10 protein-coding genes are annotated in these 17,028 nt (G+C 72.3%); 5 read left to right on the top strand and 5 right to left on the bottom strand.

Going from position 1 to position 17,028, the window contains the following annotated elements:
- Window positions 1-43 precede the first annotated feature (43 nt).
- The 3 genes from ABEA26_RS01785 to ABEA26_RS01795 all read right to left on the bottom strand — a co-directional run bounded on the left by ABEA26_RS01785 (window position 44) and on the right by ABEA26_RS01795 (window position 5,241).
- On the bottom strand, window positions 44-1,213 hold the full coding sequence (locus tag ABEA26_RS01785; protein ID WP_345588490.1) for a VWA domain-containing protein: 1,170 nt from the start codon (window positions 1,211-1,213) through the stop codon (window positions 44-46).
- The gene (locus ABEA26_RS01790; protein WP_345588492.1) at window positions 1,210-3,909 is read right to left on the bottom strand and encodes a DUF5682 family protein; all 2,700 of its coding nucleotides are present in this window, start codon (window positions 3,907-3,909) and stop codon (window positions 1,210-1,212) included. Before ABEA26_RS01790 ends, ABEA26_RS01785 begins: the two co-directional genes overlap by 4 nt.
- Window positions 3,910-4,011: 102 nt before the next feature.
- Window positions 4,012-5,241 (bottom strand): ATP-binding protein, encoded by a 1,230-nt coding sequence (locus ABEA26_RS01795; RefSeq protein WP_345588494.1) that lies wholly within the window; start codon window positions 5,239-5,241, stop codon window positions 4,012-4,014.
- Window positions 5,242-5,372: 131 nt separating this feature from the next.
- Between ABEA26_RS01795 and ABEA26_RS01800 the strand changes: the two genes are divergently transcribed.
- Together ABEA26_RS01800 and ABEA26_RS01805 are read left to right on the top strand one after the other, a co-directional pair.
- A complete protein-coding gene (locus ABEA26_RS01800; RefSeq protein ID WP_345588496.1) occupies window positions 5,373-6,728 on the top strand; it encodes an SWIM zinc finger family protein in 1,356 nt (451 codons plus the stop codon).
- A gap of 225 nt (window positions 6,729-6,953) precedes the next feature.
- Window positions 6,954-8,594, top strand: a complete 1,641-nt coding sequence (locus ABEA26_RS01805; protein ID WP_345588498.1) for a DUF5691 domain-containing protein — start codon at window positions 6,954-6,956, stop codon at window positions 8,592-8,594.
- A 284-nt stretch (window positions 8,595-8,878) separates the two neighbouring features.
- On the opposite strand, the gene icmB is transcribed toward ABEA26_RS01805, so the two are convergent.
- Window positions 8,879-9,295, bottom strand: a complete 417-nt coding sequence (gene icmB, locus ABEA26_RS01810; protein ID WP_345588500.1) for a coenzyme B12-dependent isobutyryl CoA mutase small subunit — start codon at window positions 9,293-9,295, stop codon at window positions 8,879-8,881.
- A 499-nt stretch (window positions 9,296-9,794) separates the two neighbouring features.
- Here icmB and ABEA26_RS01815 point away from each other — a divergent pair, with 499 nt between their 5' ends.
- Complete coding sequence (locus tag ABEA26_RS01815) at window positions 9,795-10,751, top strand: esterase/lipase family protein (RefSeq protein ID WP_345588501.1); 957 nt, start codon at window positions 9,795-9,797, stop codon at window positions 10,749-10,751.
- A gap of 252 nt (window positions 10,752-11,003) precedes the next feature.
- Complete coding sequence (locus ABEA26_RS01820; protein ID WP_345588503.1) at window positions 11,004-12,674, top strand: M23 family metallopeptidase; 1,671 nt, start codon at window positions 11,004-11,006, stop codon at window positions 12,672-12,674.
- Window positions 12,675-12,820: 146 nt separating this feature from the next.
- On the opposite strand, the gene pcrA is transcribed toward ABEA26_RS01820, so the two are convergent.
- Window positions 12,821-15,313: a DNA helicase PcrA gene (gene pcrA, locus ABEA26_RS01825; protein ID WP_345588505.1), complete on the bottom strand. Its 2,493-nt coding sequence runs from the start codon at window positions 15,311-15,313 to the stop codon at window positions 12,821-12,823.
- Window positions 15,314-15,759: 446 nt separating this feature from the next.
- Between pcrA and ABEA26_RS01830 the strand changes: the two genes are divergently transcribed.
- A complete protein-coding gene (locus ABEA26_RS01830; protein ID WP_345588507.1) occupies window positions 15,760-17,004 on the top strand; it encodes a C40 family peptidase in 1,245 nt (414 codons plus the stop codon).
- Window positions 17,005-17,028 lie beyond the last annotated feature (24 nt).

The following is a 17,028-nucleotide window of genomic DNA, read 5'->3' on the forward strand; positions in this document are numbered from 1 at the left end:
CCGCTCCCTGACAGGAATCAGGCCGCCTCCGATCGTCGGATCATCACCCGGCGTCCGGTATCGGCAGCGGCCGCTTCTCGATCGCCGCCGCCATCACCTCCGGGAAGAGATCGGGCGTGCAGGCGAAGGCCGGCGCGTCCAGCGCGGCGAGCGCCGCCGCGTGTTCCCGGTCGTACGCGGGCGCTCCCTCGTCGGACAGCGCCAGCAGCGTCACGAACTGCACCCCCGCCGCCTTCATCGCCGCGACCCTCTTGAGCATCTCGTCCCGTATGCCTCCCTCGTACAGGTCGCTGATCAGCACGACCACCGTCTCCGTGGGCCGGGTGATCTGCGACTGGCAGTACGCGAGCGCGCGGTTGATGTCCGTGCCGCCGCCGAGCTGGGTGCCGAAGAGCACGTCGACCGGATCGTCGAGCTGATCGGTGAGGTCGACGACCGCCGTGTCGAAGACGACGAGCCGGGTGTCGATCGACCGCATGGATGCCAGCACCGCGCCGAACACGGACGCGTACACGACCGACGCCGCCATCGACCCGGACTGGTCGACACAGAGGACGACCTTCTTCTTCACGGACCGGGACGCCCGCCCGTAACCGATGAGCCGCTCCGGCACGATCGTCCGGTACTCGGGCAGGTAGTGCTTGAGGTTGGCCGCGATCGTGCGGTTCCAGTCGATGTCGTGGTGGCGGGGCCGGCTGATCCGGGCGCTGCGGTCCAGGGCGCCGGTGAGGGTGGCCCGGGTGCGGGTGGCGAGCCGCTTCTCCAGGTCCTCGACGACCTTGCGCACGACGGCCCGCGCCGTCTCCTTCGTCGTCTCCGGCATCGCCCTGTTGAGGGAGAGCAGGGTGCCGACAAGGTGCACGTCGGCCTCCACGGCCTCGAGCATCTCCGGCTCCAGCAGGAGCGCGGCGAGGCCGAGCCGGTCGATCGCGTCCCGCTGCATGATCTGCACGACGGAGGAGGGGAAGTAGGTCCGGATGTCCCCCAGCCAACGCGCCACGGCCGGTGCGGAGGCCCCGAGTCCCGCCGAACGGTCGCGCCCCGCCCGTGGGGTGTCCCGCTTCCCGTAGAGCGCGGTGAGCGCCCCGTCCATCGCGGCGTCCGGTCCCGCGAGCGTGTGGCCGGTGCCGTCGGCCGGGTCGCCGCCTAGCACGAGCCGCCACCGCCGCAGCCGTTCCTGTGCCGTGTCGGCCTCCACCGGCTCGGTCGTCATGCGTCCACCCCCACGAGGTCGTCGTCGTCAGCACCCGGCCGCCGGCCGCCCGCGGCGGGCCGGGCGTTTCCGGTGCCCGCGTCGGTCGTATCCACCCCGCCCGCCGCGTCCGCCTCCTCGGTCGCGTCCGCCACGACCACCGGGTCCGCCACATCCGCCACATCCGCCACATCCGGCGCGTCCGGCGCGTCCGGCGCGTCCGGCGCGTCCGGCGCGTCCGGCGCGTCCGGCGCGTCCGGCGCGTCCGGCGCGTCCGGCGCGTCCGGCGCGTCCGGCGTATCCGGCGCGTCCGGCGTATCCGGCGCGTCCGGCGTATCCGGCGTATCCGGCGCGTCCATGCCCAGCAAGAGCCGGACGACCGGCAGCACGGCATCGGCGCGTGCGGTGTCGATCGTGGTCGCGAAGCCGGGTATTCCGGAGCCGGCCGTCGTCACATTCCCCCGCCACTCCGGTCCGCGCCGGACCAGCTCACCGAGGCTGCGCCGCACTCCCGGCTCATAGGCCGAGAAGGTGCGCCGCAGCAACGGCAGCACGTCCGTGAACGCCTCCGCCGGTACGCCGGTCAGCCAGGCGTCGATCAGGCCGAGCAGCCGCTCGTCGTGGAGGAGGAGCATGCCGCCGCCCGAGCCCCCGCCGACGAAGCCCTCGACCCATGCCGCCGCGTCCGCCGGTGGCGTCCCCGGTGACAGCACCAGGCCCATGAGCCGCGCCGCCTCGTCCGGCACCAGCTCACCGTCGTCCAGCAGGAGCCGTACGGCGCGCCCCCGGACGACGCCGGGCACGGTGTCCCGCGCGGAAAGGGACCGCAGTACGGCCCGCCAGCGGGACCGCAGGTCGCCGTGGCCCGGCGCGGGGGCGTCACCGAGCATGCCCACCGCCCCGTGCACGGCGTCCACGTGGCGGCGCATCTCCTCTGCCGCGTCCGCGTCCAGTGCGGTGCAGGCCGCGGGCAGACCGACGAAGACCCGCTCGGCGAGGCCCGCGGCGACCTCGGCGAGGGCGCCGGTGTCGGTGCCGCGCACATCGCCGTAGCGCAGGGAACGGACGAGGGCCGGCAGGGCCTGGGCGAGGTGGCCGACGTCCGTGTCGAGCGCGGCGCGGTCGGCGAGTATCCGCATGACCGGGGCGAGCGCGTCCGGCAGTTCGGCCAGCAGGCAGCGTTCGGCCAGCGCGGTGACATCGGCGAGGCCGCGCGCCGTGACGGCGTCGGCCTCGGCCCTGGCGGTCGCGGCGGCGAGCACGGTCGTGCCCCACACCCCGGCCTCGGCGACCCGTACCGACAGCTCCGGCTCCCACCGCAGCCGCCACGTCTCCCGGAACGTGCCCGTGCTGCCCCGCGAGGCGGCCGGCTCCCCCCAGCCCACGCCGAGCAGCCGCAGCCGGTGCAGCAGTCTGCTGCGTCCCGCGTCGGTCTCCTTGCGCAGGTCGAGCTCCAGCTCCCGCTCTCGCGCCTCCGGCTTGAGCCGCAGCCGCCGCTGGATCCGGGAGAGGTCCCGCTGCAACGGCACCGCGGGTGCCCCCTGGGGCACCTCGCCCAGCACGTCCCCCACCACCAGCCGGTCGTGCACCAGCGCCAGCGGCACGTCCGAGCCCTCGCACATCACCGCCCGCACGGCGTCCGTCGTCTCGCTCAGTCCGGGCAGCGGACGCCCGCGCATCGCCGCGAGGGTGCCGGCCAGCCGTACCGCCTCGATGACGTGCGCCGAGGAGACGACCCGGTCCTCCTCCCGCAGCAGGCCGGCCACCTTGGTCAGCCAGCGTTCCACCGGCCGGTCCGCTGCGCCGAACAGGTGCCCGTACCACCCCGGCGACTCGATGCCCGCCCCGTATCCACTGGCCCGGGAGAGCCTGCGGTGGGTCCAGGGGACCCAGGTCATGTCCACTTTGCTCTTGGGCAGCCCCTTCAGGAGCGCCCGGTCGGCGGCGACGGTGACCTTGCGGCGAAGCGCCGGCACGTGCCAGGCCCCGCAGACCACGGCGACGCCCTGGGGGAACTCGCGCCCCGCCGCCCGTACCTGGAGCCGCATGTGCGCCTCCCGCACCAGGTCACGGTCGCGCCCGCCCTCGTCCTCCGTCTCCCGCAGCGCCCCCATGGCCTCCTCCAGCGCCGTGAACGGCGCGAGTGCGTCCCCGCCCCCCGTGCCCCGGTGCTCGACGACGTCCTCCCACCAGCGCTCGGGATCGTCGTGGCCGGCGGCCGCGGCGAGGGCGGCGAGCGGATCGGCTCGGACGTCGGGGCAGGCGGCACCGGACTCGTCCCCCTCGCCCGGGCCGGGCTCCCCCGGCTCCGCCTCCGTCTTCTCCCCCGCGCCCTCCGCCTCCTGCCACGCGAGCGTGTGCGCGGCGGGCAGGTCGATGAAGCGGGCCGGCACGTCGTGTTCCAGGGCCCAGCGGACGGCCACCCACTCCGGGGAGAACTCGGCCAGCGGCCAGAAAGCCGAGCGACCGGGTTCGTCCACTGCGTGGGCGAGGAGCGCGACCGGCGGCCGCATGTCCTCGTCGGCGACCAACGGGATCAGGGCGTCGGCCTCCGGCGGGCCTTCGATGAGCACGATGCCCGGCCGGGCAGCCTCCAGCGCGGCCCGGACCGCCCGTGCCGATCCCGGACCGTGGTGGCGTACGCCCAGCAGCCACGGTCCACCCCCGAAGCCCCCGGCACCACTCCCCCCGCTGCCGGTCCGGTCAGTGCCGGTCACGCCGTCCCCCTCGCCCACGGGTCCAGGTCGAGTCCTCGTCGTCCCCCGTCGAGCCGAGCGCCCAAACACCCGTCCCGCGTCGCGTCCGCATCCACATGCTGTTCACGCGCTCACCTCCCGGCAGGCCCGGTACAAGTCCTTCCAGCCGTCACGCTCGCGGACGACCGTCTCCAGGTACTCCTGCCAGATGACACGGTCGGCGGCCGGGTCGCGGACGACGGCGCCGAGGATGCCCGCGGCGACGTCACCCGGCCGCAGCACCCCGTCGCCGAAGTGGGCGGCCAGTGCGAGACCGTTGGTCACGACGGAGATGGCCTCGGCCGTCGACAGCGTGCCGCTGGGCGACTTCACCTTCGTGCGCCCGTCGCTCGTCAGCCCGTCGCGCAGCTCGCGGAAGACGGTGACGACCCGGCGGATCTCGTCGACGCCGTCGGGCGCCGACGGCAGGTCGAGGGAGCGGCCGATCTGGTCGACTCGGCGCGAGACGATCTCGACCTCGGCCTCGGCGGTCTCCGGCAACGGCAGCACCACGGTGTTGAAGCGGCGGCGCAGGGCGCTGGACAGGTCGTTGACCCCGCGGTCCCGGTCGTTGGCGGTGGCGATCAGGTTGAAGCCGCGGACGGCCTGCACCTCTTGTCCCAGCTCCGGTATCGGCAGGGTCTTCTCCGACAGGATCGTGATGAGCGTGTCCTGCACGTCGGCCGGAATGCGGGTCAGTTCCTCCACCCGGGCGGTCATGCCCTCCGCCATGGCCCGCATCACCGGGCTGGGCACGAGGGCGTCCCGGCTGGGGCCGTGGGCCAGGAGTCGCGCGTAGTTCCAGCCGTAGCGGATGGCCTCCTCGGGGGTGCCGGCGGTGCCCTGAACCAGCAGGGTCGAGTCGCCGCTGACGGCTGCGGCGAGGTGTTCGGAAACCCAGGTCTTCGCGGTGCCGGGCACGCCCAGCAGGAGCAGGGCGCGGTCGGTGGCGAGCGTGGTGACGGCGACCTCGACGATCCGGCGGGGGCCCACGTACTTCGGGGTGATCACCGTGCCGTCGGGCAGAGTGCCGCCGAGCAGATAGGTGGCGACGGCCCATGGCGACAGTTTCCAGCGGACCGGGCGCGGACGGTCGTCCTGCGCGGCGAGCGCGGTGAGTTCGGCCGCGAAAGCGTTCTCGGCGTGCGGCCGCAAGACCTCCACCCCGGCCGTGGCCCCGCTCCGGCCCGGGCCGGCGGACGCGCCTTCTGCGGACGCCGGTTCAACGGGCGTCGGTTCGGCGGACGTCGGTTCCGTGGGCGTCGGTTCCGTGGGCGTCGGTTCCGTGGGCGTCGGTTCTACAGACACAGGCATGGCTGATTCCCCCTCCAGCTCGGCCGGTTCGATCTGTCACCCACGGTGCACCACGCCACTGACAATCGCTCTGACCTGCGGGGATGCGCTGTCTCGGCCGATTGTCAGTGGCGGGACCTACCTTCGGAGGCATGACACAGCAGGGGGTGCGCTGGACCGCGGACCAGGTGCTGGCACTGGCGCCTGACGCCGCGTCACGCACAGCGGGAAGCAAGCTCGGCGCGGCCGGGCCGTGGTCCGAGGTGGGGAGTTCCGACGAGGGGGCGGTGTGGGGGCTGTGCAAGGGCAGCGGCAGCAGGCCGTATCAGACGGTCGTCGACATCGCGGACGTGTCCGGGCCCGCGTACAAGTGCGGTTGCCCGAGCCGCAAGTTTCCGTGCAAGCACGCGCTCGGGCTGTTGCTGCTGTGGGTCGGCGGCGAGCTCGCGGTACCGGTGGCCAAGCCCCCGGACTGGGCGGACCAGTGGCTCGCCGGACGACGCGAGCACACGGCGGAGAAGACGGCGGCGGGCGCATCCGGTGCCGCGGCCGGGCCCGGTGATCCGGAGGCGGCACGACGCCGGGCGGAACAGCGGGCCGGGCGGATCACCGCGGGCGCGACGGAGTTGGAGCAGCGGCTGACGGACCTGCTGCGCGGCGGGCTGGCCGGCGCGGAGCAGGCGGGGTACGGGCTGTGGGAGGAGACAGCGGCCCGCATGGTCGACGCCCAGGCCTCCGGACTGGCCTCTCGGGTGCGGGAGCTGGGGGCCATACCGTCGTCCGGTCCCGGCTGGCCGGTCAGGCTGCTGGAGGAGTGCGCTCTCCTTCACCTACTCGACCAGGGCTGGCTGCGCCGCGAGCGGCTGCCGGACGGCCTGGCGGCGACGGTCCGTTCACGCGTCGGCCTGCCGACCTCCGCGGACGGCTCCCCGGTGCGGGACCGCTGGCTCGTCCTCGCCCAGTACGACACCTCGGACGCGCGGCTGACAATCCGCCGCGTCTGGCTGTACGGCGAGGAGACGGACCGCAACGCGCTGCTCCTCTCCTACGGCGCCGCGGGCCGGGCCCCGGAGCCGGCACTGCCGGTGGGGCTGACTCTGGACGCGGAGGTGACGGCGTATCCAGGCGCGGGTCAGCTGCGAGCGGCTCTGGGCCGGCAGTTCGCGTCGCCCGCGCCGGCGGAGATACGCCCGAGGGGGGTGACGCCGTCCCAGGCGGCCATCCGTTACGGCGGGGCCCTCCGTGACGACCCGTGGCTGGATTCGGTGCCGGTGACCCTGGAGCGGGTCGTCCCGGTACCGGACGGCGACTCCTGGCAGCTGGCGGACGCCGACGGCGATCTGGCACTGCCCCTCGCCCCTGCGGCCGGCAACCGCCCGGGGCTGTGGCGCCTGGTCGCCCTGTCGGGTGGTGCGCCCGTCAAGGTCTTCGGCGAGTGCGGCCACCGGGGCTTCACCCCACTGACGGCCTGGCCGACCGGGCCCGGCCCGGCGGTGCCGCTGTACTGACCGCCCCGTGAAACGCAGCCGGACGAAGCGAAACGGGTGGAACGGGTGGAACGGGTGGAACGGAGCCGGACACGATGACGCCCGACCTTGTGAAACCGACCCACCGAAATACGACAGGCCAAAACTTGACGGGCCGGAACTCGGCGGACCGGGGGTCCAACAGACCGGCACTCGACAAACCGGCACTCGACGACACGCAACCGTATTGGAACCTGAGGGGGCCTCATGACCAGGACACCCGCTCCCGCGGACGCGCCCGTGCCGGGCGTCTGGGAGGAACTCGTCACCTCGGCACTGCTCGGCACGGACCGCCGCACTCCCCCGGACTGCGAACGCGGCCCCGGTGCGCCGGCGGCGCTGCTGGACGCCGCGGCGGCGGAGACCGTTCGCCGGCGCGCCGGACTGCGCCCCGCCCGCGCGCCCCGGCGCCCGGAGCCTGCCCCGGAGGACCCCCGTCCGCCGTTGCCGGCCGCGGCGGCCCGCCGGCTCACGATGCTGCTCACCGACCGCCCCGGCGCAGGGGGCGGCGGCCGCAGGGGTGCCGCCCCCGACCTGATGGAGCTGCTGCCCCAGTGGCTGGCGACGGCGAACGCCCGCAGTTACGCCGCACCTCCCCAGGCGCTGCCGGCCCTGCTGGACGCGGCGCGAGGGCGTACGGACCTGCGTCCGGCGGCGCTGGCCTTCGCGGGGCCCCGGGCCCTGTGGCTGGCCCGGCTGAATCCGGACTGGCGGTTCGCCCTGCGCGCGACGCCGGGCGGAGGCACCGAGCTGCTGGGCCCGGATGCCACGGAGCGGGTGCGCCGGCTCTGGGAGGAGGGCCTGTTCGCCGAGCGGGTCGCGCTGCTGGCGTCCCTGCGTGCCCGCGATTCCGGGGACGCGCGCGAGTTGCTCGCCTCGACCTGGGCGACGGAGCGGGCCGAGGACCGGCTGATGTTCCTCGACTCGCTGCGGACGGGACTGGAGCCGGCGGACGAACCGTTCCTGGAGCAGGCGCTGGCCGACCGCAGCCGCAACGTGCGGGCGACGGCGGCGGAGCTGCTGTCCGCACTACCCGGTTCGGCGCTCGCCGCGCGGATGGCGGCGCGGGCCGTGACGTGCGTGTCCCTCGACCGCGCCCCGGACCCTCCGGTGATCGCTGTCGAGGCGCCCCACGAGTGCGACGCGGGCATGGAGCGGGACGGCGTCGTCGCCAAGCCGCCCTCGGGTCGTGGGGAGCGGTCCTGGTGGTTCGGCCAGTTGGTGGAAGCGGCCCCGCTCGGATCCTGGTCGGCACGGCTCGGTGGACGTACCCCCGAGGAGATCATCGCTCTTCCGGTGGCGGACGACTGGCAGGGGGACCTGCACGCGGCGTGGTGCCGGGCCGCGGTACGGCAGCGGAACAACGCGTGGGCGAGGGCTCTGCTGGGGACACCCACGGCACCCGAGGCCGGAGGGCCGGGCGCGGTGTCCCTGGCCGAGCGGGCCAAACTGCTCGGCACCCTGCGCTCCGTCGAACGGGCCGAGTGGGTCGCCGGGTTCATCGCGACGCACGGTCTGTCCGAGGCGTTCCAGCTGCTCGGCATGTGCGGGGTCCCGTGGGCCCCGCCCCTCGGACGGGCAGTGGTCGACGCGCTCAACATCGCCCGGGACGCGGGCAGTTACCCGTGGAGCTTCAGCGGCGTCATGGGTCTGGCCGAACGCTGCCTCGACCCCTCGGAGGCGGGCCGACTCGACGGCCTGCTGGCGATACCGGACGAACCGGAGGACGCGTCGCCGGGAGCCGGGGGGTACTGGGCGGAGGCGTTCCAGCGGCTCGTCACGACGCTGCGGTTGCGCGCGGCGATGGCCGGGGAGCTGGAGGCAGGGGTGGAAGGCGCACGGCACTGACACCAGGACGCGGGCCACGCGGACCGACGCCCCGTGAGTACCGCCCACACCCACGACCGCCGGCGCCCGCACTCACGATCACTGACGACCGCCCGCGCCCATGACCGCTCTCGACCGCCCATGAGCGGCCCACAAGCAGCCCACCAACTACTCACGGGCGGCCCAGCCGACTTCCTACGGGCGGAGGACGGAGGGCGGAGGCGAGGCGGAGGGCTGAGCCGACGCGCGGGAAGTCCCTCGTGCGTGCCGGACCCGCTTCTGCGGCGTGAACCGGAGGACAGCCCTCAGGCTCCCGCGGGCTCCCGCACGTTCGCCCGTACCCAGTCCACGATCGACGCCGTCGTCGCCCCGGGCGTGAAGATCTCCGCGACACCCTTCTCCTTCAGCGGGGCGATGTCCGCCTCGGGGATGATCCCGCCGCCGAAGACCAGGATGTCCGCCGCGTCCCGCTCCCGGAGCAGTTCGATCACGGCGGCGAAGAGCGTGTTGTGCGCACCGGAGAGGATGGACAGGCCGATCGCGTCGGCGTCCTCCTGGATCGCGGTGCCCACGATCTGCTCGGGTGTCTGGTGGAGCCCGGTGTAGATGACCTCCATACCGGCGTCACGCAACGCCCGCGCGATCACCTTGGCCCCGCGATCGTGGCCGTCGAGCCCCGGCTTGGCCACCACCACGCGGATCGGACCGGCTGCCACACCCATCACTGCCTCCATGAAGCGACTACATCCATCCGTACCGACAAGTACCGCACACTTCGCCGACGCCGCACACAGGAGCACAGCGCCCAGTAAGACGCACATGGTGCACGAAGAATGCAAAGCACACACCTTCGCGGCACAGACGCCCCGCACCGCACCATCCGGTGAGGTGAACGAACGTTATAGCCAGCATCCCGCAAGCGGCAGTTTCGCGGTGGATACAGAGGGGGAAATCACACGGTGGGACAAGTTCGCCACGCACCGTTCCAGGGCGCGGCGGCAACACGCGCACGGAGAGCCGCAGCGAAGGCAGGGCAGGACCGCAGCGGGCCTCGTCGCCGTTTCACGACACCACAGAGCTCCCAGGGCGCCGCCGCCGCACATCGGCACGCCCGAACGGGCAAACCTCACAAACATCACCAATCACTGGTGTCACGGCTCTCCACGAGGGCACACGGGGGACAGAGGCGTCCCTGCGCGTGCCGCGACAGGAGGTCGGCCCATGAAGGTCACCACGGCAGCATTGCCCCTTCTCCCGCTCTTCCAGCGCCTACTGCCCGGCCTGCCGGGGCTGCCAGGACTACCGGGGCTGCCAGGACTACCGGAACTGGCGGGGCTTCCGGGCCGGCTGACCGGGCTCTCCCTGACCCTCCTGAAGGCGAGCGCCCTGGAGGTCGCGATTCTCGCCGGGCACGTGCTCCTCTACCCCTCGGGGATCATCCAGGAGCGCCGCCCCGTGCCCGCCCTCCCGCTGACCGGCTCCCAGGAGCCGCAGCCCTCCCCTCCCATTCCACGGCTCCCGGCCCGCACCAGCCCCCCGGTCGTCCTGCTGCACGGCTTCATCGACAACCGCTCGGTCTTCCTGCTGCTGCGTCGCAGCCTGGCCCAGCACGGCAGGCACCAGATCGAGTCACTGAACTACTCCCCGCTGACCTGCGACATCCGCACCGCTGCCGAGCTGCTCGGCCGGCACGTGGAGGAGATCTGCGAGCGGACGGGCAGTGACCGGGTCGACATCGTCGGACACAGCCTCGGTGGGCTGATCGCGCGGTACTACGTGCAGCGCCTCGCCGGGGACCTCCGCGTCCGGACGCTCGTGACGCTCGGCACCCCGCACACCGGCACCCGCGTGATCCCCCTGGCGAACGCGCACCCGATCGTGCGCCAGATGCGCCCCGGGTCAGCGGTGCTCGAGGAACTCACCCGGCCGTCACCCGGTTGCCGTACGCAGTTCGTCAGCTTCTGGAGCGACCTGGACCGCGTGATGGACCCGCTGGAGACCGCCTGCCTCGACCATCCCGACCTGACGGTGCAGAACGTCAGGGTGAGCGGCATCGGCCACCTCGCCCTCCCGGTACATCCCGCCGTGGCCACCGGGATTCGACAGGCGCTCGACACCGTGGAGGCGGAAGCGGGCACGGAAACCGGCAAGCGAGCCGGCGGTCTGACGGTCGCCTGACGGTCGCCCGAGTTCTGGGAAGACGCCGAAAACCCTGACCGCGGTTCCAAAATCCCGGCCGACGCAACCCATTCGCCATCGAACAAACATCGAACACAAAGCCAAACTCGTGCCCGCCGTCCCCCAAAACACGGCCGATTGCCCGTTTCCTTCACGCGTGAAACCTGCCGAAGATTGTCGTGCCCGTATACCGCCGGGTACAGTCGCCGCACTGCTCTGGCAGCCCCTGTTGTCGAGGCGAAAGAGAAGTTGGTGAACGACCGTCACCCGTCGGGGACCACGACCACCCCGGCCTCGGCTTCCGATGCCGATCCGGCGCAGTACGCGTCGTACGGCACAGGGGCGGCCCAGTACGGCGACCTCACCACGTACGGCGCATACGACACCACCGGTTTCTCCACCGGCGACGCCACCACGCCGACCTTCGCCGCCGACCCCCTCTTCGGCTGCCTCCCGGGCCAGGACACCGGGACCGGGACCTACGACGCCACGGACTCGTACGACACCAGGGGCGCTTACGACGCCACGGGTACGTACGACGCCACCCAGTGGTCCACCGGCAGCGGGCAGACCCTGAACTACGACGCGTACGCGGCCCAGCACCACGCCGCCTACGACACCGGTGCCTACGACACGACCACGTGGACGGCCGACTACCCGCAGTCCGCCTCCGTGCCGCCGCAGGCCACGAGCGCCGAGGCCACCGGGCAGTGGGACACCGGCGCCTGGGCCCAGCCGGACCTGCCCGGCGAGCCTGCCGAGGGAACCCAGCAGTGGGACTGGGGCACGCAGACCTTCGAAACCGGCACACTCGCGACCAGCACCTTCGCGACGGGTACCTTCGGCACCGGCGCCTTCGAAACCGCTGCCCTCGCAACCGGCGCATTCGGCAGCGGCACCGTCGACACCGGCGCCTACGACGCCACACAGTGGAACTCGGACAGCACTCCGGCGAAAACGCCGGAGGAGACGGGAACGCCGCAGAGCCTCACGCCGGACACCCCCCCGGCCGCCGAGGAAGCCGCTTCGCGCGACGACGACCTGGCCGTCACCGGTGAACTCCCCACGGTGACCGCTCTCCTGGAGGGCCAGGAAGAGGTCGACCCGGCCGCCCGGGTCCCGGCCGCGCGCACCTCCTCCCGTAGTGGGGCGCGTTCCCGCCGCCGCCAGCCCGCCAAACGCTCGGCGCTGCTGACCATCGCCGTACCGTCGGCCTGCGTGATGAGCGTCGCCGGCATCGCCGCGGCCTCCGTGGGCAACCTGACCGGCGACGACGGCAAGGAGACCAGGGCGTCCGCGGCGGACACCGCCGACTCGGGAGCGGCGGGCAACGCGAAAGCGGCTCCGGTGAAGCCTTCCGCCGCCAACAACAAGCTGGACACCCAACTCACGAGCCTTGCCGCCGGGGCCGACGACTTCGCCGACCGGGCCAGCCGGACCCAGGAGCGTATCGACCTCAAGGCCCAGCAGGCGGCCGAGAAGAAGCGAGCGGCGGTGGAGGCGGCCCGCAAGGAGCGACTGCGTCCCAAGTTCGCGCTCCCGGTCGCACAGCACGGCCTCAGCGCGTACTACGGCCAGGCCGGCATCAACTGGATGTCCATGCACAGCGGGATCGACTTCCCCGTCTCGTACGGCACGTCGGTGATGGCCGCGACCGACGGCACGGTCCGCACGCAGTACAACAGCGCGTACGGGAACATGATGATCGTGACCGCGAAGGACGGCACGGAGACGTGGTATTGCCACCTCTCCACCTATCAGGTCCCCTCCGGTACGACGGTGAAGGCCGGCGACGCGATCGCGTTCTCCGGCAACTCGGGCAACTCGACCGGCCCGCACCTGCACTTCGAGGTCCGGCCATCGGGCGGTGCGGCGATCGACCCGCTCGCGTGGCTGCGCAGCCACGGCCTCAACCCGTCGTGACGCCGTAACGTCTCAGCAGACCGGGCCCGCGCGCGGAGCCCGGCCGACGTGCGGGCGCTCGAAGCACCCGCACCGCCAACCCCGCCAACCCCACCACCCGCGCCACCGAGCAACACGCAACACGCAACACCCTCAGCTCCCGCAGGTCAGAGCTTCTCCACCGGCGCGTACCGCAGCAGCAGCCGCTTCGGCTTGGTGTCCCCGAAGTCGATCGTCGCCTCGGCGTTCGACCCCGTGCCCTTGACCGCGACCACCGTGCCGAGCCCGAACTGGTCGTGCGTGACGCGGTCGCCGACGGCCACCGAAACCGTCGACTGCTCAGCAGAGGCGGAGGCGGACCGGCGCGTGGCGAAGCCGGACGCGCCCGACACCGAGGAGCGGGAGCGGGACGACGACAGCGAGGCCGCCACACCCGAGACCGGTGCGGAGGGCGCGGGCCCGTTCGCCCCCGTCCGCTTCCACTCCAGGTGGGGTGCCGGGATCTCCTCGAGGAAGCGGGAGGGCGGGTTGTACGACGGCTGCCCCCAGGCGCTGCGCAGCGTCGACCGGGTCAGGTAGAGCCGTTCACGGGCGCGCGTGATGCCGACGTACGCCAGGCGCCGTTCCTCTTCCAGCTCCTTGGCCTGGCCGAGGGCGCGCATGTGCGGGAAGACGCCGTCCTCCATGCCGGTGAGGAAGACGATCGGGAACTCCAGGCCCTTGGCGGTGTGCAGGGTCATCAGGGTGACGACGCCGTCGCCGTCCTCCTCGTCCGGGATCTGGTCGGAGTCGGCGACCAGGGCGACCTTCTCCAGAAAGTCGGCCAGGGTCCCGGCCTCCTCGCTCTCGGCCCGCTCCTGCTCGAACTCCAGGGCGACGGCCGCGAGTTCCTGGAGGTTCTCGATGCGGGTCTCGTCCTGCGGGTCGGTGGAGGCCTGCAACTCGGCCAGGTAGCCGGTGCGTTCGAGGATCGCCTCCAGCACGGTGGCCGGTCCGGCTCCGGACTCGACGATCGTACGGAGGTCCTCCATGAGCGTGTTGAACCGCTTGACCGCGTTCGCCGAGCGCGCGGCCATGCCGTACGCCTCGTCGACCCGCCTGAGCGCCTGCGCGAAGCTGATCTTCTCGCGCTGGGAGAGGGCGTCGATCATGGCTTCGGCGCGGTCGCCGATGCCGCGCTTGGGGACGTTGAGGATGCGGCGCATCGGCACCGAGTCCTCGGGGTTGGCCAGCACCCGCAGGTAGGCCAGGACGTCCCGGACCTCCTTGCGCTCGTAGAAGCGGACGCCGCCGACGACCTTGTAGGGCAGGCCGACGCGGATGAAGACCTCTTCGAAGACACGGGACTGCGCGTTGGTCCGGTAGAAGACGGCGACGTCTCCGGCCTTCGCCTCGCCCGCGTCCGTGAGGCGGTCTATCTCGTCGGCGACGAACTGGGCCTCGTCGTGCTCGGTGTCGGCGACGTACCCGGTGATCTGCGAGCCGGCACCCTGGTTGGTCCACAGGTTCTTGGGGCGGCGGGACTCGTTGCGCTCGATGACCGCGTTGGCGGCGGTGAGGATCGTCTGGGTGGAGCGGTAGTTCTGCTCGAGGAGGATCGTCGTCGCGTCCGGGTAGTCCTCCTCGAACTGGAGGATGTTGCGGATGGTGGCGCCGCGGAAGGCGTAGATCGACTGGTCGGCGTCGCCCACCACGCACAGCTCGGCGGGCGGCACGTCGACCTCGGGCGGCACGTCGACGGGGTGCTCGGACGTGCCGACGAGCTCACGGACCAGGGAGTACTGGGCGTGGTTGGTGTCCTGGTACTCGTCGACCAGGACGTGCCGGAAGCGGCGGTGGTAGTGCTCGGCGACGTCCGGGAAGGCGCGGAGCAGATTGACCGTCGTCATGATGAGGTCGTCGAAGTCGAGGGCGTTGGCCTCGCGCAGGCGCGACTGGTACATGGCGTAGGCCTGGGCGACGGTCTTCTCGAAGCCGTCGGCGGCCCGGGCGGCGAAGTCCTCCTCGTCGATCAGCTCGTTCTTGAGATTGCTGATCTTCGCGCTGAAGGACTTGGGCGGGAAGCGCTTGGGATCCAGGTCCAGGTCGCGGCAGACGAGTGCCATCAGGCGCTTGGAGTCGGCGGCGTCGTAGATCGAGAAGGACGACGTGAAGCCCAGCCTCTTCGACTCCCGGCGCAGGATGCGGACGCACGCGCTGTGGAAGGTCATCACCCACATCGCGTTCGCGCGCGGGCCGACGAGCTGCTCGACGCGCTCCTTCATCTCGCCCGCGGCCTTGTTCGTGAAGGTGATGGCGAGGATCTGGCCCGGGTGGACACTCCGCTCGGCCAGCAGGTGGGCGATGCGGTGGGTGAGCACGCGGGTCTTGCCGGAGCCGGCACCGGCCACGATGAGCAGCGGAGAGCCGGAGTGCACCACGGCCGCGCGCTGGTTCTCGTTCAGCCCCTCCAGGAGCGCGGCGGCGTCCAGCGCGGGGCGTGGGGCGCCGTCGCGGTAGTGGGTGTCCCGGTCCGGCGGCACGTCGAACTTCCCGCCGAACAGATCATGCGGAACCGGCTCCGGTCCGTGATCGTCCTCGGGTGGCGGCGGGGGTTCCTCCTCGTGACCCCGGGGGGTCTGGAGGCTCGCCAGGAAGCTTTCGTCAAAGAGGCTGCTCATCGCTCTCCGAGTCTAGGGCGCCCCACCGACAACCCACCGCCACCCCGGAAAATGCCCGGCATTCGGCCACCGGGCACGCCCTGCGACAGCCCGGGACACGAAGAGTGACCCCGAACCGAAGGTCACGAAAATGTATCGGGCATATCACCCGCCAACCTTCACAGCCGCCACACGAGTTGGCTACGGTGCGGGCAGGCCGCACGCCTCCCTCCGGCGAACCCCGCCGGGCCGCGCGGCCTCCGCCGAGTCCGGTGTGCCCGCACGGCGCCCGGAGCCGGGGACCCACCGAGAACCTCTGGGATGAATCGGCCCACCGCCCTCGACGGGGCGGGCCGCCGTAGGGCGACCCTTCCGAGCAATACCGCCCGAACCTCCCCCAGAGCCCGAAAGGCCGGGGGGACCCCCACCGCCAACCCGGTAGGCGGAGCCTGGAAGGAGTCGCCTCCTTGGCGTCGCACCGCAAGTCGCGTCCCACGGGTACCCGCGTCGCGGGCATACGGGCCCCCGTCCTGGCCACCGCCGCCCTCACCTCCGTCGCCCTGCTGTCCCAGACGGCCACCGCCGCGCCGACGGACGACGACAGGCCGAGCCTCGAAGAGGTCGAGAAGAAGGTCGACGAACTCTACCGCCAGGCCGGTTCGGCGACCGAGAAGTACAACGCGGCCAGGGAGAAGACCTCCAAGCAGCGCAAGCAGGTCGACACCCTCCTCGACGACGTCGCCCGGCGCACCCAGAAGCTCAACGAGGCGCGCGAGGAGCTGGGGACCTTCGCCTCTGCCCAGTACCGCACGGGCGCCGCGGTCCCGGAGACCGCGACCTTCCTGCTCGCGGACTCGCCGCAGGACTACTTCGACCAGAACCAGCTGATGAGCCGCCTCACCGGCCGCCAGAAGACCGCGGTCGACGACTACGTCACACAGCAGTCCGAGACCATGGAGAAGCGCCGGGAGGCCACCCAGAGCCTCGAGACGCTCACCGAGTCGCAGAACGACCTGAAGACCGCCAAGAGCACCGTCCAGGAGAAGCTGGCCACCGCGCGCGAACTGCTGTCGAGGCTGACCGCCGAGGAGAAGGCCCGGCTCGCGGCGATCGAGAAGAAGAAGCAGGAGGAGGCCGACCGCAAGGCCGCGGAACTGGCGAAGCAGCAGGCCGAGGAGCGGAAACGGCAGGAACGGGAACGGCAGGAACGGGAACAGGCGGCCCAGCAGGAGGCCGCCCAGCAGGAGAGTGCTTCCGGTTCCGGTTCCGGTTCCACGGGTTCCTCCGGCGAGACCGGTACCGGATCGTCCGGGTCCACCGCATCGGACTCCTCCACCCCGGACTCCTCGTACGGCACCAAGGCCGAGAAGGCGCTCGCCTTCGCCCGCGCCCAGATCGGCAAGCCGTACGTCTGGGGCGCCACGGGCCCCGGCTCCTACGACTGCTCGGGCCTCACCCAGGCCGCCTGGAAGGCCGCGGGCGTGACCCTGCCGCGCACGACCTACGACCAGGTCGAGACCGGCACGACGGTCCCGATCTCCCAGGCCCAACCCGGTGACCTGGTCTTCTTCTACGACGACGTGACCCACGTCGGCCTCTACATCGGCGACGGCATGATGATCCACGCGCCGAAGCCGGGCGCGTACGTCCGCGAGGAGTCGGTCTTCTACGACGGCGAGTCGTCGATCCACAGCGTGGTGCGCCCGGCCTGACCCCCGCCGCTCTCTAGCATCGGG

The organism is Streptomyces marokkonensis (assembly GCF_039539045.1).
GTDB classification, from domain to species: domain Bacteria; phylum Actinomycetota; class Actinomycetes; order Streptomycetales; family Streptomycetaceae; genus Streptomyces; species Streptomyces marokkonensis.

Excerpts from the sequence above, each read along its gene's own strand:
- ABEA26_RS01795 (WP_345588494.1), bottom strand. The coding sequence starts at position 5,241 with ATGCCTGTGTCTGTAGAACCGACGCCCACGGAACCGACGCCCACGGAA.
- ABEA26_RS01785 (WP_345588490.1), bottom strand. The coding sequence starts at position 1,213 with ATGACGACCGAGCCGGTGGAGGCCGACACGGCACAGGAACGGCTGCGG.
- ABEA26_RS01800 (WP_345588496.1), top strand. The coding sequence starts at position 5,373 with ATGACACAGCAGGGGGTGCGCTGGACCGCGGACCAGGTGCTGGCACTG.
- icmB (WP_345588500.1), bottom strand. The coding sequence starts at position 9,295 with ATGGGTGTGGCAGCCGGTCCGATCCGCGTGGTGGTGGCCAAGCCGGGG.
- pcrA (WP_345588505.1), bottom strand. The coding sequence starts at position 15,313 with ATGAGCAGCCTCTTTGACGAAAGCTTCCTGGCGAGCCTCCAGACCCCC.
- ABEA26_RS01805 (WP_345588498.1), top strand. The coding sequence starts at position 6,954 with ATGACCAGGACACCCGCTCCCGCGGACGCGCCCGTGCCGGGCGTCTGG.
- ABEA26_RS01815 (WP_345588501.1), top strand. The coding sequence starts at position 9,795 with ATGAAGGTCACCACGGCAGCATTGCCCCTTCTCCCGCTCTTCCAGCGC.